The sequence below is a fragment of the Pantoea sp. alder81 genome (genome assembly GCF_020179835.1).
GTDB lineage: Bacteria > Pseudomonadota > Gammaproteobacteria > Enterobacterales > Enterobacteriaceae > Pantoea.
Window position 1 is genome coordinate 87,805 of the sequence record NZ_JAIUDA010000006.1, and the last position, 26,396, is coordinate 114,200.

The following is a 26,396-nucleotide window of genomic DNA, read 5'->3' on the forward strand; positions in this document are numbered from 1 at the left end:
CGACCTTTCTTCCGATATGACGAAATAGTTTCCCGCACGCTGTTGTTAATTATAAGTAAAAATTCCAGTGCACTTTGTGGCAATGAGGTAAGCAATGTTTGGATTAGATGCCTTTCACCTGGCAAGGATACAGTTCGCCTTTACTGTCTCCTTCCATATTATCTTTCCGGCCATCACCATCGGTCTCGCCAGTTTCCTGGCGGTACTTGAAGGGATGTGGCTGAAAACCCGTAACGAGACCTATCGCGATCTCTACCATTTTTGGTCCAAGGCCTTTGCCGTGAATTTCGGTATGGGCGTGGTCTCCGGGCTGGTAATGGCCTACCAGTTCGGGACGAACTGGAGTGGTTTCTCGCAGTTTGCTGGCAGTATCACCGGTCCGCTGCTCACCTATGAAGTGTTAACCGCCTTCTTCCTGGAAGCGGGTTTCCTTGGGGTGATGCTGTTCGGTTGGAACCGCGTCGGTCCGGGTCTGCACTTCTTCGCCACCTGCATGGTGGCGTTGGGCACCATTTTCTCGACCTTCTGGATTCTGGCCTCTAACAGCTGGATGCACACCCCTCAGGGCTACATCATTGAGGGTGGCGTCGTGGTGCCGCAGGATTGGTTGAAAATCATCTTTAACCCGTCATTCCCGTTCCGTTTGCTGCACATGTCCACCGCTGCCTTCCTGGCGAGCGCCTTCTTTGTCTGCGCTTCTGCGGCCTGGCATCTGCTGCGCGGCAATGACAATCCAGCCGTGCGCAAGATGTTCTCGATGGCGCTGTGGATGGCGCTGATTGTCTCACCGATTCAGGCATTTCTGGGGGATGCGCACGGCCTTAACACGCTGGAGTATCAGCCAGCAAAAATCGCGGCGATTGAAGGGCACTGGGAAAACAAGCCGGGTGAGCCTACGCCACTGATTCTGTTCGGTGTGCCGGATATGGAGCAGGAGCGCACCAAATATGCGCTGGAGATTCCCTATCTCGGTAGCCTGATCCTGACGCACAGCCTCGAGAAGCAGATCCCGGCACTGAAAACCTTCCCGAAAGAGGATCGGCCAAACTCCACTGTGATTTTCTGGTCGTTCCGCGTGATGGTGGCGCTCGGCCTGTTAATGATCGGCATGGGGGTGATCAGCCTGTGGCTGCGGGTGAAGAAGCGCCTGTATCAGTCGCGGCCGTTCCTGTGGTTCTGCTTGCTGATGGGGCCATCGGGACTGATCGCCATTCTGGCGGGATGGATCACCACCGAAATGGGTCGCCAGCCGTGGGTGGTGTATGGCGTGCAGCGCACCATTGATGCGGTCTCTGCACATGGCAATCTTCACATGAGCATCAGCCTGATGGCATTCATTTTGGTCTACTGCTCGGTATTTGGTGTCGGTTATCACTACATGATGCGCCTGATTAAACAAGGCCCAGTGACCGGTGAAGGTAGAGAAGTGGCGCACGGTGGCCCGGGCGAGCAACACACTCCGGCTCGTCCGCTCTCAGCGGCCAATACCCATAAGAACGGGGAACGCTAATCATGATCGACTTTTCAATAATCTGGTTTGCCATCATCGTGTTTGGCACCCTGATGTACATCGTGATGGATGGCTTCGATCTCGGCATTGGCCTGCTGCTGCCGTTCAATAAAGATCCGATCGAGCGCGACATGATGGTCAACACCGTGGCGCCAGTGTGGGATGGTAACGAAACCTGGCTGGTTCTGGGTGGCGCAGCGCTATTCGGCGCTTTCCCGCTGGCCTATTCGGTGCTGCTGGATGCGCTATCGATCCCTTTAACTGCCATGTTAATCGGTTTGATTTTTCGCGGCGTGGCGTTTGAGTTCCGCTTTAAAGCCACGGAAGAACATCGTCCGTTCTGGGATAAATCGTTCATCGCCGGTTCGCTGCTGGCGACCTTTAGTCAGGGCGTGGCCGTGGGCGCCATTCTGAACGGCTTCCCGGTATCTGGCCGTGAATACGCCGGCTCAGCGATGAGCTGGCTTGCGCCGTTTCCGCTGTTCTGTGGCGTCGGTCTGGTGATCGCTTATGCATTGCTGGGCTGTACCTGGCTGATTATGAAAACTGAGCACGACCTGCATCGCAAAATGTCAGCGCTGGCCACGCCGCTCACCGTGACGCTGCTGTTGGTGGTCGGCATTATCAGTGTCTGGACGCCGCTAACCCACGCGGATATCGCGCAGCGCTGGTTCTCACGTCCTAACCTGTTCTGGTTCCTGCCGGTTCCGCTGTTGGTGGTGCTGTGCTCGTGGGGGATTGTGCGAGCCATCAAACGTGAGGCGCATTACTCACCGTTTCTATTGACGCTGGCGCTGATTTTTCTTGGTTTCTCCGGCTTGGGCATCAGTATCTGGCCGAACATCGTGCCACCTTCGATCACCATCTGGCAGGCCGCGTCTCCGGCCAGCAGCCAGGCGTTTATGTTGGTGGGCGCTTTACTGATTATTCCGGTTATTCTGGGTTACACCTTCTGGAGTTACTACGTGTTCCGCGGAAAAATCAAAGCCGATGAGGGGTATCATTGATATGCCAATCGAAGTCAGCAAAATGAAAGACAGGGTAACACCGTCGCCATGGTGGAAGCGGGTGATGTGGCTGGTCATTATCTATGGCGCCAGCGTACTGGCACTCGCTATAGTGGCATCACTGTTTCGTATGATGATGAACGCGGCGGGCATGCATACACACTGAGTTTGCGGATTAACAAGTTTCGCAACAGTGTGCACCCCGTTACAAAAATCGCGTGAAGGTCGCTGGTAATGGCGACCTTATTCACATTATCGCAGCGTGAAAATTGACCTTAAAACGTTAGTCACCTAAGCAATTAATGCTTTTCCCGCCTCGTTAGCTTTACTCTTCCTTACGTTAGTAATACGTTTTTGTTATATTTATGTGACTAATCGCGCAAATTCATTACCTTCACACTTATCACTCGATCAAAAAAATCATGCTCAGCCTGAATCTTAAAAAACAGTACATCAACGATCTGGTGGACTGGATAGAGGCGAATCTGACCGACGAGCTTAATATCGATCTGATTACCCTGAAATCTGGTTACTCCAAGTGGCACATGCAGCGCATGTTCAAAGAGATGACCGGCCAAACGCTGGCCTCGTATACGCGCAAACGTCGACTGACCATGTCAGCGATGGCGCTGAAACTGACCAGCATGCCGCTCATCGATATCGCCGTGCGCTTTGGTTTTGATAACCAGCAGAATTTCACGCGGGTGTTCAAAAGTCACTTTTCCATGACGCCGGGCGCCTATCGCCGCATTCCGGAAATGCTCATGAAAGATTTCCACAGCCGTATCTCCACGCAGCGCTCCTGGGTCAATGCGCGTCTGGCGGAGAAACCGGAGCTGCAGTTGTGTGGTGAAGTGATTGAGTGGGAGTGCCGCTTTGGCGAGTACATCGACCATCACAATCAAGTGGTGGCGCAGCATACCCGCGATTTTGTGAACTTTGCGGGTAAGCATGTCAGCCGTGGCTGGTTGGGGTTCCAGTTTAGCCCTGGCGTTAATTCGGCCGATCAGCAGCACATCAGCATGTTCCAGGCGCTGGAGAGCCAGTACGCCGATGTCCTGCCGCGTAACGTGCAGAACTGGACCGGCGAAAGTGGTTTGTATGCCGAAATTGACTGGCACGGTGCGCCGGAGGAGATCAACGCGTTCACCGCCGAGATTTATTACAACCATCTGCCAGCACTGGGCGTGGCACGCCGGGCAGGTAAAGATTTGCTGAAGCTGGATCTGAAATACAGCACGCCAGATCTGTTGCAGGGCACTTTCTACATTCCAGTCTCGACCTGCTGATGCATAAATCGTGCGGTTAACTGTGACTAACCGCACGATTTTATAAAATTATTGCCATAACTGGCGTAAAATCCTCCCTTGAAACCTGATTGGCCGCGTAAAACACCAGCCGCCACACATCAGGCTGGATAATCACCTGCATTCCTGGTCCGCTCTGGACCGTCAAAGTGAAAAAGAAAAAATTATGCGACTTTTACCGTTGTTCCTCATGACAGCGCTTGTGGCGTTTTCCTCGCTGGCAAGTGCTCAGATGGCTGAGCCTTTCTCTCCGCCGGGCGGCCTGCATCCCCATCAGACTCACTGCCAGCAGCATGAAATTGTGGGTGATAACCCGCTGCCGCAGCACAGCCAGGATGACAATAGCTTCGTCAACTGCGGCAACCATCAGGCCTGATTTCCCTCTCGTTTTACCGCGTTCTAACCACTTTATCGATGACACGCCGCACGTTTGATGCGGCGCGATCGTTGCTTGCCGTTGCCCACTAATCGAACTCAACGCTTCTGCAGAGGCATTCGCAGCGGTTCTCTACTGAAACCCCGTCGGCGTTAATACCTGCCCAGGCCACACCGAAAATTCTGCGATTTTTCCCAATAGCATTTTTCGGCATTGCATCGAAGATATATCATAGATATTCTTCCCGGCGTCAGATGAGAATGATTTTCGATAACGTTTGACGTAAACGGCTCTCAAGTTGCGGTATTGTCAGCTGAAGGGTCAGCAATCCTGCCACCCTGGATGGGTACAGCAGGTTCGCATTCAGTAACGCCTTTGTCTGGAGAGATCTCTTGCAAAAAGACACCAACGATCGCGCCCCGAAGCGCGTCCGTAACGAATTACGCTTTCGCCACATCACCGTGGCGAGCAAGACCTTAATCGCCGGGGAGTTCTGGCGCATTGAGTTTACCGGCAGCGATCTGGCAGGCTTTCATTCGCCATCGTTTGACGATCACATCAAAGTATTCTTTCCGGACAGCGCAGGCAGTGCTTTGGCCTTGCCGCAGATGACCGAGGAAGGGATCGTCTGGCCAGGCGGCGTGCGCCCGGCCGCACGTGATTACACCCCTCTGGCGTTTAATGGCGCAGATTCACTGACCCTGGATTTCTATATCCATGAGGGTGGCGTGGCCAGCAGTTGGGCCAATAATGCGAAGCCGGGCGATCAAATCGCCATGGGCGGCCCGCGTGGCTCCTGTGTGGTGCCGGTGGATTATGCCTGCCAGATTTACGTGTGCGATGAGACGGGTTTGCCAGCCTTTAAGCGCCGTTACGCTGAGATGCAGGCGCAGCAGATCCATCTGCTGGCCTACGCCGATGAAACTACCGGGCGTGATTACCTCGGCGACCTGCCGAATGTGCAGGTGACGTGGCTGGGCAGTGGCACTATGCAGGTGGATAACCTCGGGCCGCTGATCGCGCAGCTGGATCAAATCTCACTGCCAACTGAAGAGTACTTCATCTGGCTGACCGGAGAAGGCGAGGCGGTGAAATTGCTGAGCGACTACTTTACGCAACGCCGTGGTGCACACACTGATTTCGTACGCGCTGTGGCCTACTGGCATCAGAAATAACCGACTTCACCGCGCCAACCGCCGCCTGTGTTGAATTTTGCCAGGCGGCAGACTACTATCAACCTCCCTTAATTGACCTCAGGGAAGGCAATGAAACATCAGCGGGATTTTCCATGGCAGTCCGATAATGCACAGCGTGCAATCTGTGCAGGTGCGCGTAAAAAGCGCCGTGAAAGGATGCTGGATGCCAGTGATATCCGCCTGTTGATGCTGCACTTCCTGGCAAATGGATCGGCACATGGCTATGAGCTGATCAAGTCGGTTGAAGAACTCTCGAAAGGGGAGTACTCCCCCAGCCCCGGCATCATCTATCCCAACCTCACTCTGCTTGAAGAGATGGATGCAATCCGCGTGGTGGATGCACACGCGTCGCGTAAGGCGTATGCGCTGAACGAGGGCGGCAAAGCATTACTGGCAGAGAACGGCGACAATATTGCCACCATTATTGAGCGCCTGACGTCATTAGCTGTTCTGGTGAATAACCGCAGTATTCCAGAAGTTGAACAGGCGATTCATCACATTCGGCATACGCTAAACCATCGTTTGTCGCAGGAAGATATTTCTCCTGAGGCGCTGGAAATTGTGATTAACGCCTTGAATGAAGCAACGGAAAAAATCGCCAGCAGTTAACCCTCGCGGGCATTAACGTTGTGATTTTCTGTCAAGGGCGCAATCTGGCGCCCTTATTGAAACACTCTTTAGGGCTTTTTCTTATCCACATGCCCCAACTCGCGATCCGGCCAGCAGAAATCACGCACGCGCTGTTTCAGCGCTGCCGCATCCGGGAATCCGCCTTCCTGTTTACGCTCCCAAATCACCGTGCCATCAATCGAGATTTCAAACACGCCACCCGTGCCAGGTTTCAGCGTCACCGCGCTCAAATCTTCGGCAAAAGTGTGCAGCAGTTCCTGCGCCATCCATGCGGAACGCAGCAGCCAGTTGCACTGAGTGCAGTAGTAAATGGTCACAGCCGGTTTTTGCGACATCGGGTGCCTCTTCTTAATTATTGATAATAAACAAGTTAACAAATTGTGCGGTCTAAGATACATCTTAGTGTAAAGTTTATTGATAATGATTACCAATTGCATTACATTCCTGACGAAATTATTTATTACATAAAATAAGTCCACACATTTTACGGTTTATTAACGCTTTTCGCGTTTTTTTGGCGGCAATCCAGTGAGCGAATACTAACAATTAACCAGGTATTTCGCGCATGTCTTCACTCTTTCAGGGAATGACCCAGCAACGTCTGTTTAAAGTTGCCATTTTGTCTTCCGCTATTCACGCAGCTTGCAGCTACGCGGCCAGCGACAACACGACACTTGCTGTTTCTTCGGATAAATCTACTCGCAGCGAACCCACGCTGACCGTTACTGCGCCTAAACAGCAGGCGGGCAACAAAACCACCATCACCGCCAGTGAACTGCAAAAACGCGGCGCGAACGATTTCGGATCAATCATGCGTTATGAGCCGTTAATCAGCGCGACAGGTTCCAGCGGTGGCTCATCTTCCGGCAAAAGCGGTTTCGACCGTGCGGGTTACACCGGCTATAACATCCGTGGTCTGGAAAGTAACCGCGTGGGTATGGATATCGATGGTATTCCGATTCCCGATGCTACAGGTCGTCCATACGTCAGCCGTACCGGTAACAATACTTTTGGTATTGGCCGTGACTACATTGACCCTTACATGTTCGGTAGCGTTGATATCGAAAAGGGCGCCACCGCGGTGGATCAGCCAAACACCTCTATCGGGGGTAATGTCTCGTTCCACAATAAAACGGCTGATGATTATCTCAGCAACGTGAAAAATACCTACTTTGGTTATGAGAGCGGATACGACTCTGCGAACCGCAGCTGGCACAACGGTATCACTGCTGCAGCCGGTGATGACGAACTGCGTGGTCTGTTTGTCTACAGCCGCCGCGATGGTCAGGAAACCGAAAACAATAGCGGCGTGATTGATGCCTATCCGTCTAACTGGCACTCAGATGCTTTCATGACTTCAGGCATCTGGCAGCCAAACGATCAGCATAAATTCACTGCGACCTTTGACTACTACCACAAAACTAATCACAGCCATTACGATACCTGGGACTCCAGCGGTAACACCGTTTGGGGTACTGCGCAGCAGCAGAGCGATACTCGCCGTTGGGGCATCAACCTGGCCGATGAGTGGACGCCATACAATGACTTCATTGATACGCTGACCACTCGTGTTTACTGGCAGCAGACTCAGGCGCATGACAATACTTATCTGCCGACCAGCGCCAGCCAGTACGGTTACGTCTACTCTGATTTCAACGTTGATTCTTACGGCTTCGACACTCGCGGGACGAAAACGCTGGGTCGCCATGAGCTGAGCGCCGGTTTCAACGCGCGTCTGGATGACTCTGAGCGTCCATTCCGTCAGGAACCCGCGCCAAGCACCTTCAGTGTCATCACTCAGCCGCAGTCTGACAGCCGTTCCTATGCGGTGGCGGGTTACATTCAGGATAAAATTAATTTCGATTTGGACAGCCACAACTTCGCAATTATTCCAGGCGTACGTGTGATGTATCAAAACACCAAACCGAAAAACCTGAGCGATCTGACCAATGGCAGTGCGGTGTTAACCGCAGATCAGGTTGAAGCGTTGTATGGCAAAACGAACTCTGACACGCAGGTCTTGCCGTCACTGACCTTCCAGTACGATCTGACTCCGGCGCTGACCACCTATCTGCAGTACAAGCGCGGCGTAGAATTCCCAACTACCAGCCAGCTTTACGGTTCATGGAACCTGGGTTCGAGCTATGCGGGTAGTGCGCAATATGCGCTGATTGGTAACACCGATCTTAAGACCGAAACCAGCAACAACTTCGAGTGGGGCCTGAAAGGGGAAGCCGTCGAAGGTGTAACGGTTAACACTTCTGTGTTCTACAACCAGTACAAAAACTTCATCGCCTACACGCGCTACAGCCGTGCCACCAGCCCGGCGATGTTCGTCAATGTGCCGAGCAATATCTACACCAGCTACCAGGCTGAAAATCGTGACAAGGCCTACATTTATGGTGCTGAGATTTCCACCAAAGTGAACTACGGCACCTGGTTCCCTGAAGTGGATGGTCTGAGCAGCACCTTCGCGCTGGGCTATAACCAGGGTAAATCTAAGTCCAGTTACTCCGGCGACAAGTATATTGATCTTGATAGCGTCTCGCCAATGAAAGCGATTGTGGGTCTGGCATGGGATGACGTCAAACGCGGCTACGGCGCGGCGCTGACGGCCACCTTTGTCAAAGGCAAGAAAGCCACGGCCACCAACCGTGAAAGCTTCACCAACACCGGCAGTCCGCTCACGGATTCTTCTACGGATTACATGCGTGTACCGGGTTACGGCATGGTGGACGCAACGGCTTACTGGCAGGCGACTAAGAACGTCAAACTGAGCGGCGGCATCTACAACATTACTGACCGTAAGTACTGGGATTACTCCAGCAGCCGTACGCTGACCGGTACCAATGCTCAGACGCGTAATGACATTAACCTGGCTGTGATGCCAGGCCGCACCTTCCAGCTCGGTGTGAACGTCGACTTCTAATCACTTTTTCGCCCTGCGTTCGCGCAGGGCCTTTTCATGGAGCAAGAGCAATGAACCCACGTTACGATCACTATCTGGCGCTGAAAGGCGAACATCCGAAAAAGTACGCACGCGATCTGGCCGCCCTGATGGGCATTGGCGAAGCGCAGCTGTGTGAAGCGCGCGTCGGCCAGGATGCGCAAGCGTTAAAAGCGGATTTCCCGGCGCTGCTGAAGGCGCTGGAAGCCGTTGGCGAAACCAAAAGCATCACTCGCAACGAATATGCGGTGCATGAGCAGGTGGGCAAATATGAAAACCTGCACCTCGGCGAACATGCCGGTCTAATCCTCAATCCACGCGCGCTCGATCAGCGTCTGTTCCCGGCACAATGGCACAGCGCTTTCTTCCTGCGTGAGCAGACGGCACGCGGCGAGCGTCAAAGCATTCAGATTTTTGATCGCCACGCGGATGCGGTACTGAAAATCTACACCACTGACAACACCGATATGGCGGCATGGGATGCGCTGATCGCTGAGTTCACTATTGAAGCCGCTGCGGCACTCGATCCACAGCCTGCCGCCGCGCCAGAACACAGCCGCACCATTGATGCCAGCAAAGTGGAAGCCGAATGGCGCGCCATCACCGATGTGCATCAGTTCTTTGGCTTACTGAAGCGCCATAATATCTCTCGTCAGCAGGCTTTCCATGCCGTACCAGACGATCTGGCACGCCAGGTCAGTAACGATTCGCTGGCTCAACTGCTGGAGCAGACGCAGCAGGATGGCAACGAAATTATGATCTTTATCGGCAACCGTGGTTGCACGCAGATCTTCACCGGTGCGGTGGAGAAGCTGATGCCGATGGACAACTGGGTCAACATCTTCAACCCAACCTTCACGCTGCACCTGATGGCGGACCACATCGCCGAAAGTTGGGTGACGCGTAAACCGAGTGGTGATGGCTTTGTCACCAGCCTCGAACTGTTTGCCGCCGACGGCACGCAGATCGCACAGCTGTATGGTCAGCGTAGCGAAGGTACACCAGAACAGGCGCGCTGGCGTGAGCAGGTCACCGCGCTGGGAGCGACAGCATGAAACGTCTGACGCTATTACTACTGGGTGCTTTGGCGCTGCCAACGTTTGCCGCTGAACGGGTGATCTCGATCGGCGGTGATGTCACACAAATTATCTATGCGCTGGATGCACAGGCCAATCTGGTGGCGCGCGACAGCACCAGCCAGCATCCGGCGCAGGCCAACAAATTGCCGGATATCGGTTATATGCGCCAGTTGAATGCCGAGGGCATCCTGGCGATGAAGCCGACGCTGGTGCTCACCAGCGAGCTGGCGAAACCGTCGCTGGTATTGCAGCAGGTTGAGAGCGCTGGCGTGAAAGTGGTGGATGTCACCGGCAAAACCAGTCTCGATGCCATCCCGGAAAAGATCGCCACCATCGGTAAAGCATTGCATCGTGATGCCGAAGCGAAGGCGCTGATTGAGAAAGTGAACAAGCATCGCGCGCAGATTCCCCAGCAGCCGCTGCCAGTAAAAGTGCTGTTTGTGATGGCGCACGGTGGCATGCGCACTCAGGCAGCAGGCAACCAAACTGGCGCTGACGCTGCGATCCGCAGTGCTGGCTTAGTCAATGCCATGGCGGCGATCCCGCATTATCAGCAACTGTCACAGGAAGGTGTGGTCGCTGCGGCACCGGATCTGGTGGTGGTGGGTGAAGATGGTCTGCGCACGCTGGGCGGTGAAGAGAAAATCTGGTCGTTGCCGGGTCTGGCACTGACGCCAGCGGGCCAGCATCACGCCTTGCTGGTGGTCGATGAGATGGCGCTGCTGAGCTTTGGTCTCGATACACCGGAGACCATCGTTAAGCTGCGTAAAGCCGCCGAAGCGGTAAAACATGACTAACACCGCGGTGATGCGCTGGCTGTTATTGATGGGCATCAGCATGGTGGTTTGCATGCTGATGGCCGCCAATTTTGGTGCCATGCCGCTGTCAATGCGCACGCTGTTTCACGCACCGCTCAGCGATATGGCGTGGCAAATCTGGCTGAACATCCGCCTGCCGCGCGTGTTGCTGGCGGTGCTGCTCGGTATGGCATTGGCGGTGTCGGGTGCGGTGATGCAGGGCCTGTTTCGCAATCCATTGGCCGATCCGGGTTTGCTCGGTATCAGCAGCGGAGCCGGACTGGCGGTAGCCGTTTCGATTGTGGTGCCGCTTAGCTTGCCGCCGCTACTGGCGCTATGGCTGCCATCGATAGCCGCTTTTATCGGTAGCCTGATCGTCACGCTGCTGATCTTTAGTTTCAGCCGTCTGGCGCTGGGGAATTTGTCGCGCCTGCTGCTAATCGGTATCGCCATCAACGCCTTGTGCGGCGCGGCGGTGGGCGTGCTCTCCTGGCTCAGCAATGACCAGCAGTTACGTCAGCTGGCGCTGTGGGGTATGGGCAGTTTAAGCGCCGCACAATGGCCGAGTCTGGCGGTGTGTGCTGTACTGATCCTTCCTGCGCTGATTGCCATCCAGACTCGTGCGCGTCGTCTTAACCTGCTGCAACTCGGTGAAGAAGATGCGCATTACATGGGCATTGATGTGAAGCGCACCCAGCGTGAGTTACTGGTGCTGAGTGCGCTGCTGGTGGGCACGGCGGTGTCGGTGAGCGGAATTATCGGTTTTGTCGGATTGGTGGTGCCGCACGTGATGCGTTTCTGCGTCGGTAGCGATCATCGCTGGATGCTGCCGGGTTCAGCACTGGCAGGAGCCATCTTGTTATTGCTGGCGGATACGCTGGCACGCACGGTGGTGATTCCCGCTGAGATGCCGGTGGGATTGATCACCAGCCTGATCGGTGGTCCATGGTTTCTCTGGCTGATTCTGCGCCAGAAAAGGGGGATGAATGAGTGATTCAATGCAGGCTCGCGGCCTGCGCTTTAGTCATGGCACGCGTGCGCTGATTGATGATGTCTCTATCACCTTACAGCCAGGCGAGATGATTTCTTTAATCGGCCCAAATGGCGCGGGCAAATCCACGCTGTTGCGTCTGTTGACCGGATTTCTGACACCAGAGGCCGGTGAGTGCTGGCTCGGCGATCGCCTTTTGAACGACTGGCCACGTGAACCCCTGGCGCAACGTCGTGCGGTGATGCGCCAGCAAAACAGTGTGACCTTCCCGCTGCCAGCTGAAGAAGTGGTGGCGATGGGGCGTGCGCCCTGGCCTGCCAGCAAATCCAAAGCGGTGATTGAAGAGGTGATGCACATCACCGGCAGTCTGGAACTGGCGAAGCGCGATTATCGTTCGCTCTCCGGTGGGGAACAGCAGCGTGTGCAGCTGGCGCGGGTGCTGGCGCAGTTATGGCACGACGATGGCCCGCGTGGCTGGCTGTTTCTCGATGAACCGACCTCCGCGCTGGATCTCTATTGGCAGCAGTACAGTTTGCGATTGCTGCATAAGCTGACGCGCAACGGTCGCTTTAGCGTCTGCACCGTGCTGCACGATCTCAATCTGGCATCCCTGTGGTCCGATCGTATTCTGCTACTGCATCAGGGCAAGCTGGTGGCGCAGGGTTCACCGCAAGAAGTGATGACGGAAACGACGCTGACGCGCTGGTATCAGGCTGAGCTGCACGTGGTGATGCCACAAGAGCAGGGCAGGCCGCAGATCCAGCTGCGAGCGTAGACGTATTGCCTGGTGCGCATAAATGCGCACCCTACGAAAACAGAGGCACCTGAATGCGCAGCGCTCATCCAAAGCCGCATCGGCTCTCGTAGTGGCGCCATTTATGGCGCCTTAAACGTTAGCTACAATCCACAATCAGAGTCTACGGGCCTTGTAGTGGCGTCATTTATGGCGCCCAAAAAGTTACCGGCAATCTACAATCAGACGGCCACGGACTTCGCCCGCCAGCAAGGCTTCAGCACCTTCACGTGCTTCACTCAGTGGAATCACTTTGGTTAACTGCTCCAGCAGTGCGCCATCCACTAACTCCGCCAGACGCTGCCACGCTTGCTCACGCAACGACTTAGCGCACATCACGCTATCCACACCGGCCAACACCACGCCGCGCAGAATAAACGGCGCCACGCTGGTGGGGAGATCCAGACCTTGCGCCATGCCGCAGGCAGCGACCACACCATCACGCTTGATGCCTGCCAGCACGTTGGCCAGCGTATGGCTGCCGACGCTATCAATCGCCGCAGCCCAACGCTCTTTCGCCAGGGGTTTGCCGGGCGCACTCAGTTCAGCACGATCGATAATCGAGGAAGCGCCAAGGGTGTTAATCAGGTAATCGCTGTCGCTGGCGCGGCCGCTGGAGGCCACCACTTCATAACCTAAACGAGCCAGCAAACTGACGCTAAAGCTTCCCACGCCACCGCTGGCACCCGTCACCAGCACCGGGCCATGCTGCGGCGTGATGCCCTGTCTTTCCAGTGCCAGCACGCACAGCATCGCGGTAAAACCAGCAGTGCCAATCGCCATGGTTTGCAACGGGCTTAAAGCCGCAGGCACTTTCACCAGCCAGTCACCGGAAACACTGGCCTTCTGTGCCAGTCCGCCCCAATACTTCTCACCCACACCCCAGCCGGTAAGCAGCGCCACATCGTCCTGCTGCCATTCCGGATGGCGGCTGCCGATCACCCGACCAACAAAATCGATGCCCGGCACCATCGGGAACTGACGCACAATCGGGCCTTTGTTGCAGATGGCGAGCGCGTCTTTGTAGTTAAGGGTGGAGTAACTGACTTCGAGGGTGACATCCTGATCGGGCAACTGTTTTTCTGACAGATCCTGCAGGGAAGTGCGGTATCCCTGCTCATCATTTTCAATGACTAATGCCTTAAACATGCAGCCTCCGGCTGATTGAGGAAAGTGCGGGTCATATTACTCCTCTGGAAACAGGGAGCAACATGGGTGCGGACACACCTTGCATAAATTCGCATAACATAAAGATATTTAAGCGATTTTATCATGCGATAAATTAATAAAAACTTATTAATCAATTGGTTATAAATTGTTGCTTATGCGTGTCAATCGCGGTGCAACGGGTTGTTCCAGCAAAAAAAAGATGCCATTATTGCGCCCCAGTTAATGACCCATTTCCGCCACTCTGAGGACGCCGCCATGCTCGGTACAATGCGCTTTTGCACTTGTCTCCGTTCGCTTTACGATAAGCGGCCCTCCGTCATCTGTTGTTCGCATTTCTCGCTCACCATGCGGTGAGTCCAGCTTAACGCGCTATGCTGTTGGACATGACTAAAGACAGACGCGATCTGACTTTACTGATGTCTATCGGTTGCGGCGGTTGATCCGCCCGAAGACGTTATTCGCCGGGGAATTTTCCTCATTGCTGTGCCACTGGCACCCACTCATCCTTCATTACGGGGATTTGTGTTATGAATCCATTGAAAATCGCTGCCAGCGTTGCGGTAGCGCCAAGCCTGAGCCTGAACACCGCGCGTGATGTGGTGACGCTCGACAATACTGATTTTACCGATGTGGCGGCTGTGGTCGTCTCACTGGCGGATACACGCAGTGGCGTGCTAACGCTGTTGCGCCAGACCGGCTTTAATCTGCCGGTGTTTGTCGCCAACGCGTTCGATGAAGAAGTACTGAAATTGCCGGGCGTGACCGGCGAAATCAACGGTGCACCGGAAGAGTGGGACGCGCTGGAAGCCGCCGCGCAGGAATATGAATCTGACCTGCTGCCGCCGTTTTTCGATACGCTGACGCGCTACGTTGATATGCAGAACAGCACCTTCGCCTGTCCTGGCCATCAGGGCGGGGCGTTCTTCCGTAAGCATCCGGCCGGGCGTCAGTTCTATGAATTCTATGGCGAGAACGTGTTTCGTTCCGACATGTGCAACGCCGACGTCAAGTTAGGCGATTTGCTGATCCACGAAGGTTCGGCGAAAGATGCACAGAAGTACGCAGCGAAAGTGTTTAACGCCGATAAAACCTATTTCGTCCTAAACGGCACCTCCAGCGCCAACAAAGTGGTGACCAACGCCATGCTGACGCGCGGCGATCTGGTGCTGTTTGACCGCAACAACCACAAATCTAACCATCATGGTGCGCTGATTCAGGCGGGTGCTACGCCGGTGTATCTGGAAGCGGCACGTAATCCGTTCGGCTTTATCGGCGGCATTGATGCGCACTGCTTTGATGAGACCTATCTGCGCGAGCAAGTGCAGAAAGTCGCGCCGCACCGCGCCAAAGATCAGCGCCCATTCCGCCTGGCGATCATCCAGCTCGGCACCTATGACGGCACCGTATATAACGCGCGTCAGGTGGTGGATCGCATCGGCCATCTGTGTGATTACATCCTGTTTGACTCTGCATGGCTGGGCTATGAGCAATTTATCCCGCTGATGGAAGGCTGCTCGCCACTGACGCTGGAGCTGAACGAGAACGATCCCGGCATTTTCGTTACTCAGTCGGTGCACAAACAGTTGGCGGGCTTCTCGCAGACCTCGCAGATTCACAAGAAAGACAACCACATCCGTGGCCAGAAGCGCTTCTGTCCGCACAAGCGTCTCAACAACGCCTTTATGCTGCACGCTTCAACCAGCCCGTTCTATCCGCTGTTTGCCGCACTGGATATCAATGCGCGCATGCACAAAGGCGAAGCCGGGCGCAGCATGTGGCACGAATGCGTCACCATCGGCATTGATGCGCGCAAAGCGATTCTGGAACGCTGCGAGATGATTCAGCCTTTCCTGCCGGAGAAGGTCTACGGCAAGCTGTGGCAGTCGGCGGAAACCGAAGTTATCGCCGCCGATCCGGCTTACTTCAGCCTTGCGCCAGGCGAGAAATGGCACGGCTTTGAAGGTTACGCCAGCGAGCAGTATCTGGTCGATCCCTGCAAGCTGTTGCTGACCACGCCAGGCATTGATGCCGCCAGCGGTGAGTACACCAGCTTCGGCATTCCGGCGACCATTCTGGCGAACTACCTACGTGAAAACGGTATCGTGCCAGAGAAGTGCGATCTCAACTCCATCCTGTTCCTGCTGACGCCAGCGGAGAACCCGGAGAAGATGGCGCATCTGGTGGCGATGCTGGAGCAATTTGAACACCATGTGAAAGAGGATGCGCTGCTGGCTGAAGTGCTGCCGAGCGTCTATCGCAAAAACATAGAACGCTACAAAGGCTACACCCTGCGCCGCCTGTGCCAGGAAATGCACGATCTCTACGTCAGCTACGATGTGAAAGATCTGCAGAAGGCGATGTTCCGCGAGGCCTGCTTCCCGAAAGTGGAAGTGAATCCGCAGGACGCACATCAGGCGTACATTCGTGGTGAGGTTGAGCTGGTGGCGATTGCCCAGGCAGAAGGGCGCATTGCTGCTGAAGGTGCGCTGCCATATCCACCGGGCGTACTGTGCGTGGTGCCTGGCGAGGTGTGGGGCGGCGCGGTGCAGCGTTACTTCCTCGCGCTGGAAGAGGGCATCAACTTGCTGCCGGGCTTCTCACCGGAGCTTCAAGGGGTTTACACCGAGGAAGATGACAGCGGTCGTAAACACTTAGTGGCGAACATGATGGTGCGCTAACCTGCCCGACGGCGTGTGGTGCAATCACCGCACGCCGTCAGCATCTTATCAGTGGCGAACCACCTGAATTTTTTCTTTAGCCAGCCTTCCTGCCGGATATGCTGTCTGCTTGCGGCGTTTACCAGTGATGTAAACACCGACGCACAGCACCATAAACGTCACCATTAGCGTCATCAGACTCTCGTAGCGATACTGTGGCAGATAGAACATATAGCCCAGCACACTGACAATCATCAAAATGCTCAGCCAGGTCAGCCATGGGAAGAACCACATTTTAAAATCAGGCGTGATGCCCTGTTTTTCCATCGCCGTGCGCATTCTCAACTGTGAAACGGCAATCACCAGATAGACAATCAACGCAATCGCTCCGGTGGTGGAGATCAGGAAGGCAAACACCTCTCCTGGAAAAGCGTAGTTGGCAATACAGGCTACGAATCCCGCCAACGTGGAAGCCAATACCGCCACGCGGGGTACGCCGCCGTTCGACACCGTGGCGCAAGAGGCCGGGGCATTGCCGCGTTTACCCAGGGAATAGAGCATGCGTGAAGCGGTATATAACCCGGAATTCATGCAGCTGCACACGGCAATCAGCACCACTAAATCCACCACCAGTTTGGCACCAGGGAAATTCAGCGTGGATAACACATACTGGAAAGTGCCCTGGGCTAACAGCTGCGGATCATTCCAGGCCACCAGCGACACCACGAGGAAAATAGACAGCAAATAAAATAACGCGATGCGGTAAACCACCAGATTAATCGCACGGCTGATTTTTTTACCGGGATCTTTAGATTCCACCGCAGCAATAGTGACAACCTCCGCGCCAAAGAATGAAAAAATGGTCAGTAAGATACCGGTTAATACCGCGCCAAAACCGTGGGGCATAAAGCCGATGCTGTTATATAAATGTGCCACACCACTCACATTCGCCATTGGCCAATATCCGGAAATCGCCAAAATGCCGATGCCAATAAATCCAATAATCGCCACCACTTTGATGATTGCGAACCAGAACTCAAAGGCACCAAAATTTTTAACGCTAAAAAGATTGGTGACGGTGAGCAACAGGATAATCGCGGTGGTAAATTGCCACGATGCAATGGAAGGGAAATAAGCGTGCAGGATATCGGCACCGGCAATCGCTTCTACCGGGATCAGTAACACCCAAAACCACCAATATAACCAGCCGATGGTGAAACCGGCCCACGGGCCAATGGCTTTCGCGGCGTAGGTTGAAAAGGATCCCGAATCGGGTTGCAGCACGGCCATTTCACCCAGCATGCGCATCACCAGCAGCACCAGCACGCCGGTCATGGCATAGGAGAGCAACACAGCCGGGCCTGCCGTGGCGATGGCATTCGCGGAACCAACAAATAATCCAGCACCAATGATGCCAGCGATGGAGATCATACCAACCTGTCGATCCGACAGGCCGTCGCCTAACGAATCCTGTTTTGCGGGTGAATGGCTCATACATTTCCTCTTAGCAATTCAGGCATGACATTGGATATCCCACGGGACGCAAGCCTCCGTGTTGATGAGATAATGTTGATATGCCCGATGCGATGTTATTTTCCGCGATGAAGTGTGATCTCCATCGATATTTTAATTATGCAAATCAAGGTCAGGAATTATTAATAAGGCGATGCTGGTTGTTATTAATTTGTGTGTGGAGACGTGAAATAATCATTGCACCTTATTTAAAAAAGGGTCAATCAGGACGGAAATGCAGTGTGGGATAAAAAGTAAAGAATATAGAATATAAATGATCGGCAGGTTATCTGTGTTGTTGAAAAAACAAGGCGTTGCAATGGGCGAACTTTCACCATATTGATTTCTTATTTTTGTGAGGTCAGGCGAAATTTATCGACGAGGTTTATATCTGCAAGGGTAATGAAAAAAGAGGCAGTCAGAGTCAATCAATTTCTCTCTGTCTGCCCCTAAAATAACTAATGCGTCATCACATCGGGGGATGATTAATACCGATGATAACTACGCTGGGCCTGATTCACCTTATACAGATAACGGCGTGACTCGCCAGATGGATGGCTGGTGGTCAGCGTCTGATACACTTCATTCGGCGTCATGTCGTTAATCTTCGCGAAGGCGCGATCTTTATCGCTGGAGAACACGCGCAGTACGCTACCCGCGCCACCGTTGTAGGCGGTGATCACTGCGTAACGGCGTGACACCGGATCCTGAATCCCGCCTAAATAACTCTTTTGCAGCAGCGACAGATAGGCCGTACCCGCATCAATATTATTCTCGGGGTCGAGCAGATAGCTGCGGCTTGGTTTGCCCCATTTGCCTTTCATGCGGAACACATCCACGCCAGCGGTATGCTGAACCACCTGCATCAAGCCCAGCGCATCGGAGTTACTGACCGCATAGGGGTTGAAGCTCGATTCGGTCTGCATAATTGCCAGAATCAGCGACGCATCTACGCCGTACTGTTCCGCCGATTTACGCACCAGCGGCAGATATTTGTGCGCACGTTTGTCGAGGTGGTTTGGCACCATTGGAATGGTCACCGACCAGATAACGTGCAGACCGGAAGTGCGTTTTTGCAGTTTGTTCTGAATCAGATAATCGGCAAAGCTGGCGGCGCGGCCCTGCCAGCGGATCGGCTGACCGGTGTTATCCAGTACCTGGCCGTAAAGCAGCGGCTCTTTACTGATCTGAATATCGTTGGCATCGGAGTAGAGATCGACATTGCCCGGATCTTCACCAATCAGCAGCGTGGTGATGATCGCCTGACGCAGGCTGGCCATCGGATCGGTGCCGGCAATGGTCTCAATGGTGATGCTACCGCTGTCGAAGTTGATGTGACTGCGGGTGTAATAGCTGTCGCTGTATTTGACGTAATCTTTCGGTCCGGCGATCAGAACCTCATTGATACCCCAAATATTTTCAATGTTGGCGGCGAACTGCCCCATCAGGATGTCGAAACCGTTGGTGTCCTTGACCCACTCTTCATGATACTGCGATTTTTTTTGTCCGGAGCAGGAAACCAAAAGTGGAGCAATCACTAACAGCGCTATCAGTTTTTTATTCATTGTAAATGCGTGCCTGATTCGAAAAAGAGGGCCTCAAAGGAAGGCCCTGAACGATTATTTTTCTGGCGGGGTGAAACCTTCGATATGCACATCTTTGCCTTCGAACAGGAAATTGATCATCTCCTTCTCCAGCACTTTGCGATCTTCCGGGTTCATCATGTTGAGCTTTTTCTCGTTGATCAACATGGTCTGCTTGGACATCCACTGCTGCCAGGCTTCTTTGGAAATATCATTGTAGATGCGCTTACCGATCTCGCCTGGATAGAGCTGGAAATCCTGCCCTTCAGCGTCGCGTTGCAGAAACGTACAAAAAATGGTGCGGCTCATTACTCTTCCTCTTGGATCACGCGCGTGTGCAGTGCCAGTTGCTGGGGATGGCGCAATTCATGCAGTAAACGCTCTACTGGCGCAGCCAAACCCACTGACGGTGGTTGCGCTAAGTTATACCAGAGACCGCTCGCTTCATCCATCAGCGACCCGGCAGAAGGCCACGCCAGCCACATAGGCACAATGTCTAAGTGGAAATGGCTGAAGGTATGACGAAACGCCGTCAGCTGCTGTGGTTTGGCGTGAATACCGCGCTCGGCTAACCAGTCAGTAAGCGCTTGCTCACTGGTGAACTGTGGGAAGCAGAACAAGCCGCCCCATAAGCCCACCGGCGGACGTTGCTCCAGGAACACGTCGTCGCCGTGCTGAATCATCAGGAACCAGCCGGTGCGCTCGGGAATGGTTACTTTGGGTTTCTTACCCGGATATTCAGCCCAGCTGCTGTTGGCGTAAGCTACGCAGCCGCTGCTGACCGGGCAAATCTCACACTTAGGACGTGAGCGAGTGCACACTAACGCACCGAGATCCATCATCGCCTGGTTAAACTGGCTAACGCCTTCAGCAGGTGTGACCTCTTCGCTGATTTGCCATAAACGTTTCTCAACGTCTTTTTTACCCGGCCATCCGCCGACCGCATAACAACGTGCCAGCACGCGCTTGACGTTGCCATCGAGAATCGGGAAGTGCAGGCCGAGCGACAGTGACAGCACCGCACCCGCGGTAGAGCGTCCGACGCCGGGCAGCGCGGCAACATCATCAAAATTGCGCGGGAATTCGCCGCCGTGCTTATCGACCACCTGTTTCGCCGCTTTATGCAAATTGCGCGCACGGGCGTAATAGCCGAGGCCGGTCCACAGATGCAGTACTTCGTCCAGCGGCGCAGCGGCCAGATCGGCAATCGTCGGGAAGCGCGCCATGAAGCGTTCAAAGTAAGGAATAACGGTGGCAACTTGCGTCTGCTGCAGCATCACTTCAGAGAGCCACACCTTATAAGGTGTCTTCTCCTGCTGCCATGGCAGAGTTTTACGGCCAAAGCGGTGATACCACTTCAGCACCTGTTGGCCGAACTGCGGCGCTTGCATCATTTGAAGGAAATATTCCGTGTTTGCTCTACAATCAGGCAGGAATTCCAGCACAGAGACATCGGGGTGTAAACCGGAAGATTGCAAAGGCTTGCTTCTGCTATCTAACTTTGCATAATGCCCGTTTCCCAGAAAAGGCTAACCAGCAGGCTTCAACATGATTAATGACGTCATCACCCCGGAATTTGATGAGAACGGGCGGCCATTACGCCGTATCCGCAGTTTTGTGCGCCGCCAGGGGCGCTTAACGAAAGGACAGCAGCTCGCGCTCGATAATTACTGGCCGGAGATGGGTGTCGAGTTCCAGCAGGAGCCGCTGGATTTAGCAGCACTGTTTGGCCGCGAAGCGCCAGTGGTGCTGGAAATCGGTTTTGGCATGGGCGCCTCACTGGTGACCATGGCGCAAAATAATCCCCACCAGAACTTCCTCGGCCTTGAAGTGCATGCGCCGGGCGTAGGAGCTTGTCTGGCTTCTGCCAAAGAAGCGGGCGTGGAAAACCTGCGTGTGATGTGCCACGACGCAGTAGAAGTGTTGCAGCAGATGATTCCGGATAACTCACTGCGCATGGTTCAGCTGTTCTTCCCGGATCCATGGCATAAAGCGCGCCATAACAAACGTCGTATTGTCCAAGTACCGTTTGCCGAGCTGGTGATGCGCAAGCTGAAGCTGGGCGGCGTGTTCCACATGGCCACAGATTGGGAAGACTATGCGACACACATGCTGGAAATCATGAACAGCGTGGATGGGTATAAAAACCTGTCAGAAGGTAATGATTACGTGCCGCGTCCGGAAACGCGTCCGTTAACGAAATTTGAGCAGCGCGGGCAGCGACTGGGCCATGGCGTTTGGGATCTGATGTTTGAGAGGATTAAATAATGGCCGTACAGCGTAGCCGTCGTTTACGTAAGAAACTGCATATCGATGAGTTTCAGGAGTTAGGTTTCTCTGTTGCCTGGCGTTTTGCCGAAGGCACCACCGAGGAGCAGATTGATGCCACGCTGGATCAGTTTATTACTGAAGTGATTGATCCGAATGGCCTGGCGTATGACGGCAGCGGTTATCTGGTGTGGGAAGGTCTGGTTTGCCTGCAGGAAACCGGAAAGTGCACCGATGAGCACCGTGAGCTGGTGCGCAAATGGCTGGAGAAACGCGAGCTGTCAGATGTTCAGGTGACTGAACTCTTTGACGTCTGGTGGGACTAAGTACTTAACTGGCCTGAGATATCGCTTCAGGCTAGCTCACTTGCGCTTTTGGCACCGGGCAGTGTTCGCACAAGTTGCGATTGCGACTTGAACGCCCAAAGGGCGGCCCCGAAAGGGGCGAGCAACGTGAGTCATTCTTATGTGCTCAGGCGCGCTCCGGTTGCTGTGCGCTGGCCGTCACCAAATTCGCTGCGCCGCCTACGCCTGACCTGTTCTAACAGTAAGGCGTGGGCGGCTTTTTATTTAAGGGAGATTTCATGATTCGTAAGGCGCTTCTAACCGCACTGCTGCTGGCTGCAGCGACACAGGCGCAGGCTGACTATCAGTGCAGCGTTAATCCTCAGGATGATGTGATCATCAAACCGCAGAGCGTGCAGGTGGTCGGCACCAACGGTAATCTTGAAATCTCACCGCAGGGCGACGTGACCTTCAACGGGCAGAAAGCCAACGTGGATAACGCCACGCGTCAGAAAGCCATCGACTATCAGAATGCATTACGTCGGGATTTGCCGTGGGTAGATAACGGTGCTAACACTCGTTTAGAACGCAGCCGTGTTGCGCTGGACAAAGTGATTGTGGAAAAGCTCGGTGCCAACAGCAACGTGCGCAATCGCCTGACCAAACTGGACGGACAGCTCAAGCAACAGATGAACCGTATTATTGAGCATCGCCCGGATGGTTTAACCTTCCACCATCAGGCGATTGACCAGGTGCGTGCTGACGGCGAGAAGTTGGTGCAAAGCACGCTGGGCGGCATCATGCAGGATAGCCTGAACGAGATGGGCAGCAGCCAGGCCGCTAGCGGTAGTAATCCATTGCAGGCGATTATGGGCAACCTTGGCGGCTTACAGCAGGCGGTTCAGGCGGAATGGAAAAACCAGGAACAAGACTTCCAGAACTTCGGTCATGAGGTGTGTAATCGCGTGACAGATCTGGAAGGGCAGCGTAAAGGTTTGATGCAGAACGTTAAGTAAGTTGTGTTGCGGTGCACAAAAGTGCGCCGCTATGCACAGGCGGCTTAGCCGCTTAAATTGCCAGGTTGCGAAGCCATTTCGAATTAGCCGCCGCCTTGAATGTCAGGGGGAGACGGCCAAGCCGTTTTGAATTAGCCGCGCCTTGAATGTCAGGGACGACGGCTAAGCCGTTTTAAATGCTACGGGCGGCTCAACCAGGGGACTGCTGAGTGCCGCTTCATACTGAAGTTTGAGCGTGTTGGCTTTGGCCTACATAAACAGTTCAAGCAGCGAATTCAGGAACAACTTCCCTTTATCCGTAATCTGCCACTGCTCTGCGGTTTCGACCACGTAACCCGCTTTGATCGCTGCATCCATCTGCCCACGAATCACTTGCTCATCCAACCCGGTATAGCGGCTGAAATCTGCACGTGGTGCGGCTTCCAGCAGACGAAAGCGGTTCATAAAGAACTCAAACGGCTTGTCATCCTTCTCCACGTCGTGCTGCTTGTCGAGGTACTTACCTTGCATAAAGCCGCGCGGATGGCGGGTTTTCACCGTACGCACAATTCTGCCATCCGGCTGGGTCAGCTTGCCGTGGGCACCACAGCCAATGCCGAGGTAATCACCGAAACGCCAGTAGTTGAGGTTGTGCTCACAGCGATAGCCCGGTTTGGCATAGGCCGAGGTTTCATACTGCTGATAACCGGCAGCACTCAGAAGCTCATGGCCTTGCTCATAGATGTCCCACAATGCATCGTCATCCGGCAACACCGGCGGACGCGAGCTGAACATCGTATTGGGCTCAATGGTCAGCTGATACCACGACAGGTGCGGTGGATTGAGTGCAATCGCCTGGCGCAAATCCTCCAGCGCCTCTTCCAGCGACTGATCGGGCAAACCATGCATCAGATCGAGGTTAAAGCTGCGCAGGCCAAGACCCGCCGCGAGATGGGCCGCACGTATCGCTTCTTCAGGGCCGTGAATGCGCCCTAAGCGCTCCAGTTTCTGCGGGCTGAAACTCTGCACGCCAATCGAAATACGGTTAATACCGGCTTTCTGGTAGCCGCTGAAGCGATCCGCTTCCACAGTGCCCGGATTGGCTTCCATGGTGATTTCCGCATCGGCCGCCAGCGGCAGGCGCGCACGCACGCCGTCCATCAGCATCTGCATCGCATTGCTGCTCAGCAGGCTCGGCGTACCGCCACCGATGAAGATGGTGCGCACTTCACGACCAGCGGTCAGCGGCAGATCCTGTTCGAGATCGCTGAGCAGGTGCCGCACATACTCGATGTGCGGCACCTCGCCTTTTAACGCGTGAGAGTTGAAATCACAGTACGGACACTTCTGCACACACCACGGAATGTGGATGTACAGGCTTAATGGAGGTAACTCAGGCATTGCGCATCGCATCCAGTAACAGCGTCAATGCTTTGCCACGGTGAGAAACAGCGCGCTTTTCATCTTTACTCAGCTCTGCTGCGGTTTTGCCCAGTTCAGGAACATAGAAAATCGGGTCGTAACCAAAACCGCCTTCACCTGCGGCCGCACGGGTGATTTCGCCCGCCCAGCTGCCGTGAAACACCAGCGGCGTCGGATCTTCAGCATGGCGCAGGTAAACCAGCACGCAGTGGAACTGGGCCTGACGTTGTCCCTCTGCCACATTTTCCAGCGCCAGCAGCAGCTTATCGAGATTTTGCTGATCGCTGGCGTCCTCTCCGGCATAGCGCGCCGAGTAGATGCCTGGCGCGCCGCCGAGCGCATCCACTGCCAAACCTGAGTCATCGGCAATCGCTGGCAAGCCAGTGATCTGCGCGGCATGACGCGCCTTGAGAATGGCATTTTCAATAAAGGTCAGGCCGGTTTCTTCCGCTGACTCAACGCCCAGCTCGGTTTGCGCCACGATATCGAGGCCGAAGGCCGCTAACAGATCGGCCAGTTCACGAACTTTGCCCGGATTACCGGTGGCGAGTACGACTTTTTGCATAACAGTTCCAGATTAACGAATTACAGCAAATACCAGAGACCTGGGAACAGGTCCATGCCGAGGAAATTCAGCGCGTACAGCACCAGAATTACAATCATGGCAGAGAAATCGATGCCGCCCATGGCAGGCAAAATACGACGAATCGGTGACATCAGCGGTTCAGTCAGCTGAATCAAAACGTGGTCAATCGGGCCGCGACCCTGACTGATCCAGCTCATCAGCGAACGAATGATAATTACCCAGAACACCAGATAACCGGCGGATTTCACCAGCGACAGCAGGCCCACCAGCAGGTTGGTTGGGTCAACCGAGAACACCCCGACCTGAATGAGCAACAACACCGGATATTTCAATGTGGTCAGCACAAACGCCAGCACCAGCGAGGCGGTATCAATCGGCCCCAGCGCGGGCAATATGCGACGCAACGGTTTAATAATAGGCTGCGTAATCTTCACCACGAATTGCGCCAGTGGGTTATAAAAGTCACAGCGTGCCCACTGCATCCAGATGCGCAACAGCAGTACCATCACGTACAGGTCGATCAGCGTTTTGACTAAAAACGTCATTGTTAACATGAGGTTCCTCAATTATTGTTGTGAAGGTCGCGCATAATCCCGCGCGCCAAAAACGGCGGTGCCAATGCGCACCATGGTGCTGCCTGCGGCGATTGCCGCATCTATATCGTCGCTCATTCCCAGAGAAAGCGTATCGACGTCAGGATAATCCTGTTTTAGAGCGTTAAACGCATTAGCCATCTGCTTACAGACCGCTAACTGACGCTCATATTCTGCTTCAGGTGCTGGGATCGCCATCAATCCGCGCAAGCGCAGACGCGGCAGTGCGGCTATCTGCGCCGCCAGCGCCGGAATAGCCTCCAGCATGATGCCAGATTTGCTGTTCTCGTCACTGATATTTACCTGAATTAACACGTTAAGCGGCGGTAACACATCCGGGCGTTGATCGTTCAGGCGTTGTGCAATGCGCTCACGATCCACGGTGTGGCACCAGGCAAAATTCTCCGCCACCAGACGACTTTTGTTGGATTGTAGTGGCCCAATAAAGTGCCATTGCAGTTCAGGATGTGCGGCCAGCTCAGCCACTTTTTCAACCCCTTCCTGCACGTAATTTTCACCGAATGCCTGCTGACCCGCAGCAATCGCTTCTGCGACTGCGCTCGCAGGTTTGGTTTTGCTCACTGCAAGCAGCGTAATTTCTTCTGGCGCGCGGCCGCAACGTGCGGCGGCAGCGGCGATACGCTCGCGCACTTGCTGTAAGTTGTGCTCAATGGAAGTCATAGTCAGGAGAAG

Annotated in this window: 25 protein-coding genes and 1 pseudogene; 16 read left to right on the forward strand and 10 right to left on the reverse strand. The window is 54.4% G+C overall.

Annotated features, from left to right (window positions below):
• Positions 1 to 94 precede the first annotated feature (94 nt).
• The 7 genes from LBW88_RS16980 to LBW88_RS17010 all read left to right on the forward strand — a co-directional run bounded on the left by LBW88_RS16980 (position 95) and on the right by LBW88_RS17010 (position 6,005).
• Complete coding sequence (locus LBW88_RS16980; RefSeq protein ID WP_224933530.1) at positions 95 to 1,510, forward strand: cytochrome ubiquinol oxidase subunit I; 1,416 nt, start codon at positions 95 to 97, stop codon at positions 1,508 to 1,510.
• A 2-nt stretch (positions 1,511 to 1,512) separates the two neighbouring features.
• Positions 1,513 to 2,517: a cytochrome d ubiquinol oxidase subunit II gene (gene cydB, locus LBW88_RS16985; RefSeq protein ID WP_265112710.1), complete on the forward strand. Its 1,005-nt coding sequence runs from the start codon at positions 1,513 to 1,515 to the stop codon at positions 2,515 to 2,517.
• Position 2,518: 1 nt separating this feature from the next.
• Positions 2,519 to 2,683: a DUF2474 domain-containing protein gene (locus tag LBW88_RS16990; RefSeq protein WP_224933529.1), complete on the forward strand. Its 165-nt coding sequence runs from the start codon at positions 2,519 to 2,521 to the stop codon at positions 2,681 to 2,683.
• A gap of 256 nt (positions 2,684 to 2,939) precedes the next feature.
• Positions 2,940 to 3,806, forward strand: a complete 867-nt coding sequence (locus LBW88_RS16995) for a helix-turn-helix domain-containing protein (RefSeq protein WP_224933528.1) — start codon at positions 2,940 to 2,942, stop codon at positions 3,804 to 3,806.
• Positions 3,807 to 3,990: 184 nt separating this feature from the next.
• Positions 3,991 to 4,200 carry a hypothetical protein gene (locus tag LBW88_RS17000; protein WP_224933527.1) on the forward strand — a complete coding sequence of 70 codons (210 nt, stop codon included), beginning with the start codon at positions 3,991 to 3,993 and terminating at the stop codon, positions 4,198 to 4,200.
• A gap of 392 nt (positions 4,201 to 4,592) precedes the next feature.
• Positions 4,593 to 5,375: a siderophore-interacting protein gene (locus tag LBW88_RS17005; RefSeq protein WP_224933526.1), complete on the forward strand. Its 783-nt coding sequence runs from the start codon at positions 4,593 to 4,595 to the stop codon at positions 5,373 to 5,375.
• A gap of 90 nt (positions 5,376 to 5,465) precedes the next feature.
• On the forward strand, positions 5,466 to 6,005 hold the full coding sequence (locus LBW88_RS17010) for a PadR family transcriptional regulator (protein WP_224933525.1): 540 nt from the start codon (positions 5,466 to 5,468) through the stop codon (positions 6,003 to 6,005).
• Between the two features lie 68 nt (positions 6,006 to 6,073).
• On the opposite strand, the gene LBW88_RS17015 is transcribed toward LBW88_RS17010, so the two are convergent.
• The gene (locus LBW88_RS17015) at positions 6,074 to 6,361 is read right to left on the reverse strand and encodes a SelT/SelW/SelH family protein (protein ID WP_097118073.1); all 288 of its coding nucleotides are present in this window, start codon (positions 6,359 to 6,361) and stop codon (positions 6,074 to 6,076) included.
• Positions 6,362 to 6,744: 383 nt separating this feature from the next.
• Between LBW88_RS17015 and LBW88_RS17020 the strand changes: the two are divergent.
• From LBW88_RS17020 to LBW88_RS17040, 5 genes and pseudogenes are all read left to right on the forward strand, one after another.
• Positions 6,745 to 8,955, forward strand: a pseudogene (locus LBW88_RS17020) (TonB-dependent receptor domain-containing protein); the annotation flags it as partial.
• A 50-nt stretch (positions 8,956 to 9,005) separates the two neighbouring features.
• The gene (locus tag LBW88_RS17025; RefSeq protein ID WP_224933523.1) at positions 9,006 to 10,028 is read left to right on the forward strand and encodes a hemin-degrading factor; all 1,023 of its coding nucleotides are present in this window, start codon (positions 9,006 to 9,008) and stop codon (positions 10,026 to 10,028) included.
• Complete coding sequence (locus tag LBW88_RS17030; protein WP_224933522.1) at positions 10,025 to 10,849, forward strand: heme/hemin ABC transporter substrate-binding protein; 825 nt, start codon at positions 10,025 to 10,027, stop codon at positions 10,847 to 10,849. Before LBW88_RS17025 ends, LBW88_RS17030 begins: the two co-directional genes overlap by 4 nt.
• The gene (locus tag LBW88_RS17035) at positions 10,842 to 11,843 is read left to right on the forward strand and encodes a FecCD family ABC transporter permease (protein WP_224933521.1); all 1,002 of its coding nucleotides are present in this window, start codon (positions 10,842 to 10,844) and stop codon (positions 11,841 to 11,843) included. Before LBW88_RS17030 ends, LBW88_RS17035 begins: the two co-directional genes overlap by 8 nt.
• Positions 11,836 to 12,615: a heme ABC transporter ATP-binding protein gene (locus LBW88_RS17040; RefSeq protein ID WP_224933520.1), complete on the forward strand. Its 780-nt coding sequence runs from the start codon at positions 11,836 to 11,838 to the stop codon at positions 12,613 to 12,615. The genes LBW88_RS17035 and LBW88_RS17040 overlap by 8 nt, the downstream gene beginning before the upstream one ends.
• A 183-nt stretch (positions 12,616 to 12,798) precedes the next feature.
• Here LBW88_RS17040 and LBW88_RS17045 read toward each other — a convergent pair whose 3' ends face one another.
• The gene (locus LBW88_RS17045) at positions 12,799 to 13,782 is read right to left on the reverse strand and encodes an MDR family oxidoreductase (protein ID WP_224933519.1); all 984 of its coding nucleotides are present in this window, start codon (positions 13,780 to 13,782) and stop codon (positions 12,799 to 12,801) included.
• A gap of 548 nt (positions 13,783 to 14,330) precedes the next feature.
• Here LBW88_RS17045 and LBW88_RS17050 point away from each other — a divergent pair.
• Entirely contained in the window at positions 14,331 to 16,481 is a 2,151-nt protein-coding gene (locus tag LBW88_RS17050) for an ornithine decarboxylase (protein ID WP_224933518.1), read from the forward strand.
• A 48-nt stretch (positions 16,482 to 16,529) separates the two neighbouring features.
• On the opposite strand, the gene LBW88_RS17055 is transcribed toward LBW88_RS17050, so the two are convergent.
• The 4 genes from LBW88_RS17055 to mutY all read right to left on the reverse strand — a co-directional run bounded on the left by LBW88_RS17055 (position 16,530) and on the right by mutY (position 20,949).
• A complete protein-coding gene (locus LBW88_RS17055) occupies positions 16,530 to 17,954 on the reverse strand; it encodes an amino acid permease (protein WP_224933517.1) in 1,425 nt (474 codons plus the stop codon).
• A 503-nt stretch (positions 17,955 to 18,457) separates the two neighbouring features.
• Positions 18,458 to 19,537 carry a membrane-bound lytic murein transglycosylase MltC gene (gene mltC, locus LBW88_RS17060; protein ID WP_224933516.1) on the reverse strand — a complete coding sequence of 360 codons (1,080 nt, stop codon included), beginning with the start codon at positions 19,535 to 19,537 and terminating at the stop codon, positions 18,458 to 18,460.
• Positions 19,538 to 19,591: 54 nt separating this feature from the next.
• A complete protein-coding gene (locus LBW88_RS17065; protein WP_038644892.1) occupies positions 19,592 to 19,864 on the reverse strand; it encodes an oxidative damage protection protein in 273 nt (90 codons plus the stop codon).
• The gene (mutY, locus tag LBW88_RS17070) at positions 19,864 to 20,949 is read right to left on the reverse strand and encodes an A/G-specific adenine glycosylase (RefSeq protein WP_224933515.1); all 1,086 of its coding nucleotides are present in this window, start codon (positions 20,947 to 20,949) and stop codon (positions 19,864 to 19,866) included. The genes LBW88_RS17065 and mutY overlap by 1 nt, the downstream gene beginning before the upstream one ends.
• A gap of 154 nt (positions 20,950 to 21,103) precedes the next feature.
• On the opposite strand from mutY, the gene trmB reads away from it, so the two are divergent.
• From trmB to LBW88_RS17085, 3 genes are all read left to right on the forward strand, one after another.
• Complete coding sequence (gene trmB, locus LBW88_RS17075; protein WP_034823276.1) at positions 21,104 to 21,823, forward strand: tRNA (guanosine(46)-N7)-methyltransferase TrmB; 720 nt, start codon at positions 21,104 to 21,106, stop codon at positions 21,821 to 21,823.
• Positions 21,823 to 22,149, forward strand: a complete 327-nt coding sequence (locus LBW88_RS17080; RefSeq protein WP_034823275.1) for a YggL family protein — start codon at positions 21,823 to 21,825, stop codon at positions 22,147 to 22,149. The genes trmB and LBW88_RS17080 overlap by 1 nt, the downstream gene beginning before the upstream one ends.
• Positions 22,150 to 22,406: 257 nt before the next feature.
• Positions 22,407 to 23,123 carry a DUF2884 domain-containing protein gene (locus LBW88_RS17085; RefSeq protein ID WP_224933514.1) on the forward strand — a complete coding sequence of 239 codons (717 nt, stop codon included), beginning with the start codon at positions 22,407 to 22,409 and terminating at the stop codon, positions 23,121 to 23,123.
• A gap of 249 nt (positions 23,124 to 23,372) precedes the next feature.
• On the opposite strand, the gene hemW is transcribed toward LBW88_RS17085, so the two are convergent.
• Genes hemW through LBW88_RS17105 form a run of 4 tightly spaced genes read right to left on the reverse strand, consistent with a single transcriptional unit; the run spans position 23,373 to position 26,384 of the window.
• Complete coding sequence (hemW, locus tag LBW88_RS17090) at positions 23,373 to 24,503, reverse strand: radical SAM family heme chaperone HemW (protein WP_224933513.1); 1,131 nt, start codon at positions 24,501 to 24,503, stop codon at positions 23,373 to 23,375.
• A complete protein-coding gene (locus LBW88_RS17095) occupies positions 24,496 to 25,089 on the reverse strand; it encodes an XTP/dITP diphosphatase (RefSeq protein ID WP_224933512.1) in 594 nt (197 codons plus the stop codon). The genes hemW and LBW88_RS17095 overlap by 8 nt, the downstream gene beginning before the upstream one ends.
• A 20-nt stretch (positions 25,090 to 25,109) precedes the next feature.
• Complete coding sequence (locus LBW88_RS17100; RefSeq protein WP_100703498.1) at positions 25,110 to 25,664, reverse strand: YggT family protein; 555 nt, start codon at positions 25,662 to 25,664, stop codon at positions 25,110 to 25,112.
• A 12-nt stretch (positions 25,665 to 25,676) separates the two neighbouring features.
• Positions 25,677 to 26,384: a YggS family pyridoxal phosphate-dependent enzyme gene (locus tag LBW88_RS17105; protein ID WP_224933511.1), complete on the reverse strand. Its 708-nt coding sequence runs from the start codon at positions 26,382 to 26,384 to the stop codon at positions 25,677 to 25,679.
• Between the last annotated feature and the right edge of the window lie 12 nt (positions 26,385 to 26,396).

What these genes read in the sequence shown, in the direction of transcription:
- LBW88_RS17050 (WP_224933518.1), top strand. Translation starts at nt 14,331, where the DNA reads ATGAATCCATTGAAAATCGCTGCCAGCGTTGCGGTAGCGCCAAGCCTG.
- LBW88_RS17015 (WP_097118073.1), bottom strand. Translation starts at nt 6,361, where the DNA reads ATGTCGCAAAAACCGGCTGTGACCATTTACTACTGCACTCAGTGCAAC.
- LBW88_RS17055 (WP_224933517.1), bottom strand. Translation starts at nt 17,954, where the DNA reads ATGAGCCATTCACCCGCAAAACAGGATTCGTTAGGCGACGGCCTGTCG.
- LBW88_RS17035 (WP_224933521.1), top strand. Translation starts at nt 10,842, where the DNA reads ATGACTAACACCGCGGTGATGCGCTGGCTGTTATTGATGGGCATCAGC.
- hemW (WP_224933513.1), bottom strand. Translation starts at nt 24,503, where the DNA reads ATGCCTGAGTTACCTCCATTAAGCCTGTACATCCACATTCCGTGGTGT.
- LBW88_RS17030 (WP_224933522.1), top strand. Translation starts at nt 10,025, where the DNA reads ATGAAACGTCTGACGCTATTACTACTGGGTGCTTTGGCGCTGCCAACG.
- LBW88_RS16980 (WP_224933530.1), top strand. Translation starts at nt 95, where the DNA reads ATGTTTGGATTAGATGCCTTTCACCTGGCAAGGATACAGTTCGCCTTT.
- LBW88_RS17085 (WP_224933514.1), top strand. Translation starts at nt 22,407, where the DNA reads ATGATTCGTAAGGCGCTTCTAACCGCACTGCTGCTGGCTGCAGCGACA.
- LBW88_RS17095 (WP_224933512.1), bottom strand. Translation starts at nt 25,089, where the DNA reads ATGCAAAAAGTCGTACTCGCCACCGGTAATCCGGGCAAAGTTCGTGAA.
- cydB (WP_265112710.1), top strand. Translation starts at nt 1,513, where the DNA reads ATGATCGACTTTTCAATAATCTGGTTTGCCATCATCGTGTTTGGCACC.
- LBW88_RS17040 (WP_224933520.1), top strand. Translation starts at nt 11,836, where the DNA reads ATGAGTGATTCAATGCAGGCTCGCGGCCTGCGCTTTAGTCATGGCACG.
- LBW88_RS17065 (WP_038644892.1), bottom strand. Translation starts at nt 19,864, where the DNA reads ATGAGCCGCACCATTTTTTGTACGTTTCTGCAACGCGACGCTGAAGGG.
- LBW88_RS16990 (WP_224933529.1), top strand. Translation starts at nt 2,519, where the DNA reads ATGCCAATCGAAGTCAGCAAAATGAAAGACAGGGTAACACCGTCGCCA.
- LBW88_RS17045 (WP_224933519.1), bottom strand. Translation starts at nt 13,782, where the DNA reads ATGTTTAAGGCATTAGTCATTGAAAATGATGAGCAGGGATACCGCACT.
- mutY (WP_224933515.1), bottom strand. Translation starts at nt 20,949, where the DNA reads ATGATGCAAGCGCCGCAGTTCGGCCAACAGGTGCTGAAGTGGTATCAC.
- LBW88_RS17010 (WP_224933525.1), top strand. Translation starts at nt 5,466, where the DNA reads ATGAAACATCAGCGGGATTTTCCATGGCAGTCCGATAATGCACAGCGT.
- LBW88_RS17100 (WP_100703498.1), bottom strand. Translation starts at nt 25,664, where the DNA reads ATGTTAACAATGACGTTTTTAGTCAAAACGCTGATCGACCTGTACGTG.
- LBW88_RS17080 (WP_034823275.1), top strand. Translation starts at nt 21,823, where the DNA reads ATGGCCGTACAGCGTAGCCGTCGTTTACGTAAGAAACTGCATATCGAT.
- trmB (WP_034823276.1), top strand. Translation starts at nt 21,104, where the DNA reads ATGATTAATGACGTCATCACCCCGGAATTTGATGAGAACGGGCGGCCA.
- LBW88_RS16995 (WP_224933528.1), top strand. Translation starts at nt 2,940, where the DNA reads ATGCTCAGCCTGAATCTTAAAAAACAGTACATCAACGATCTGGTGGAC.
- LBW88_RS17025 (WP_224933523.1), top strand. Translation starts at nt 9,006, where the DNA reads ATGAACCCACGTTACGATCACTATCTGGCGCTGAAAGGCGAACATCCG.
- mltC (WP_224933516.1), bottom strand. Translation starts at nt 19,537, where the DNA reads ATGAATAAAAAACTGATAGCGCTGTTAGTGATTGCTCCACTTTTGGTT.
- LBW88_RS17000 (WP_224933527.1), top strand. Translation starts at nt 3,991, where the DNA reads ATGCGACTTTTACCGTTGTTCCTCATGACAGCGCTTGTGGCGTTTTCC.
- LBW88_RS17105 (WP_224933511.1), bottom strand. Translation starts at nt 26,384, where the DNA reads ATGACTTCCATTGAGCACAACTTACAGCAAGTGCGCGAGCGTATCGCC.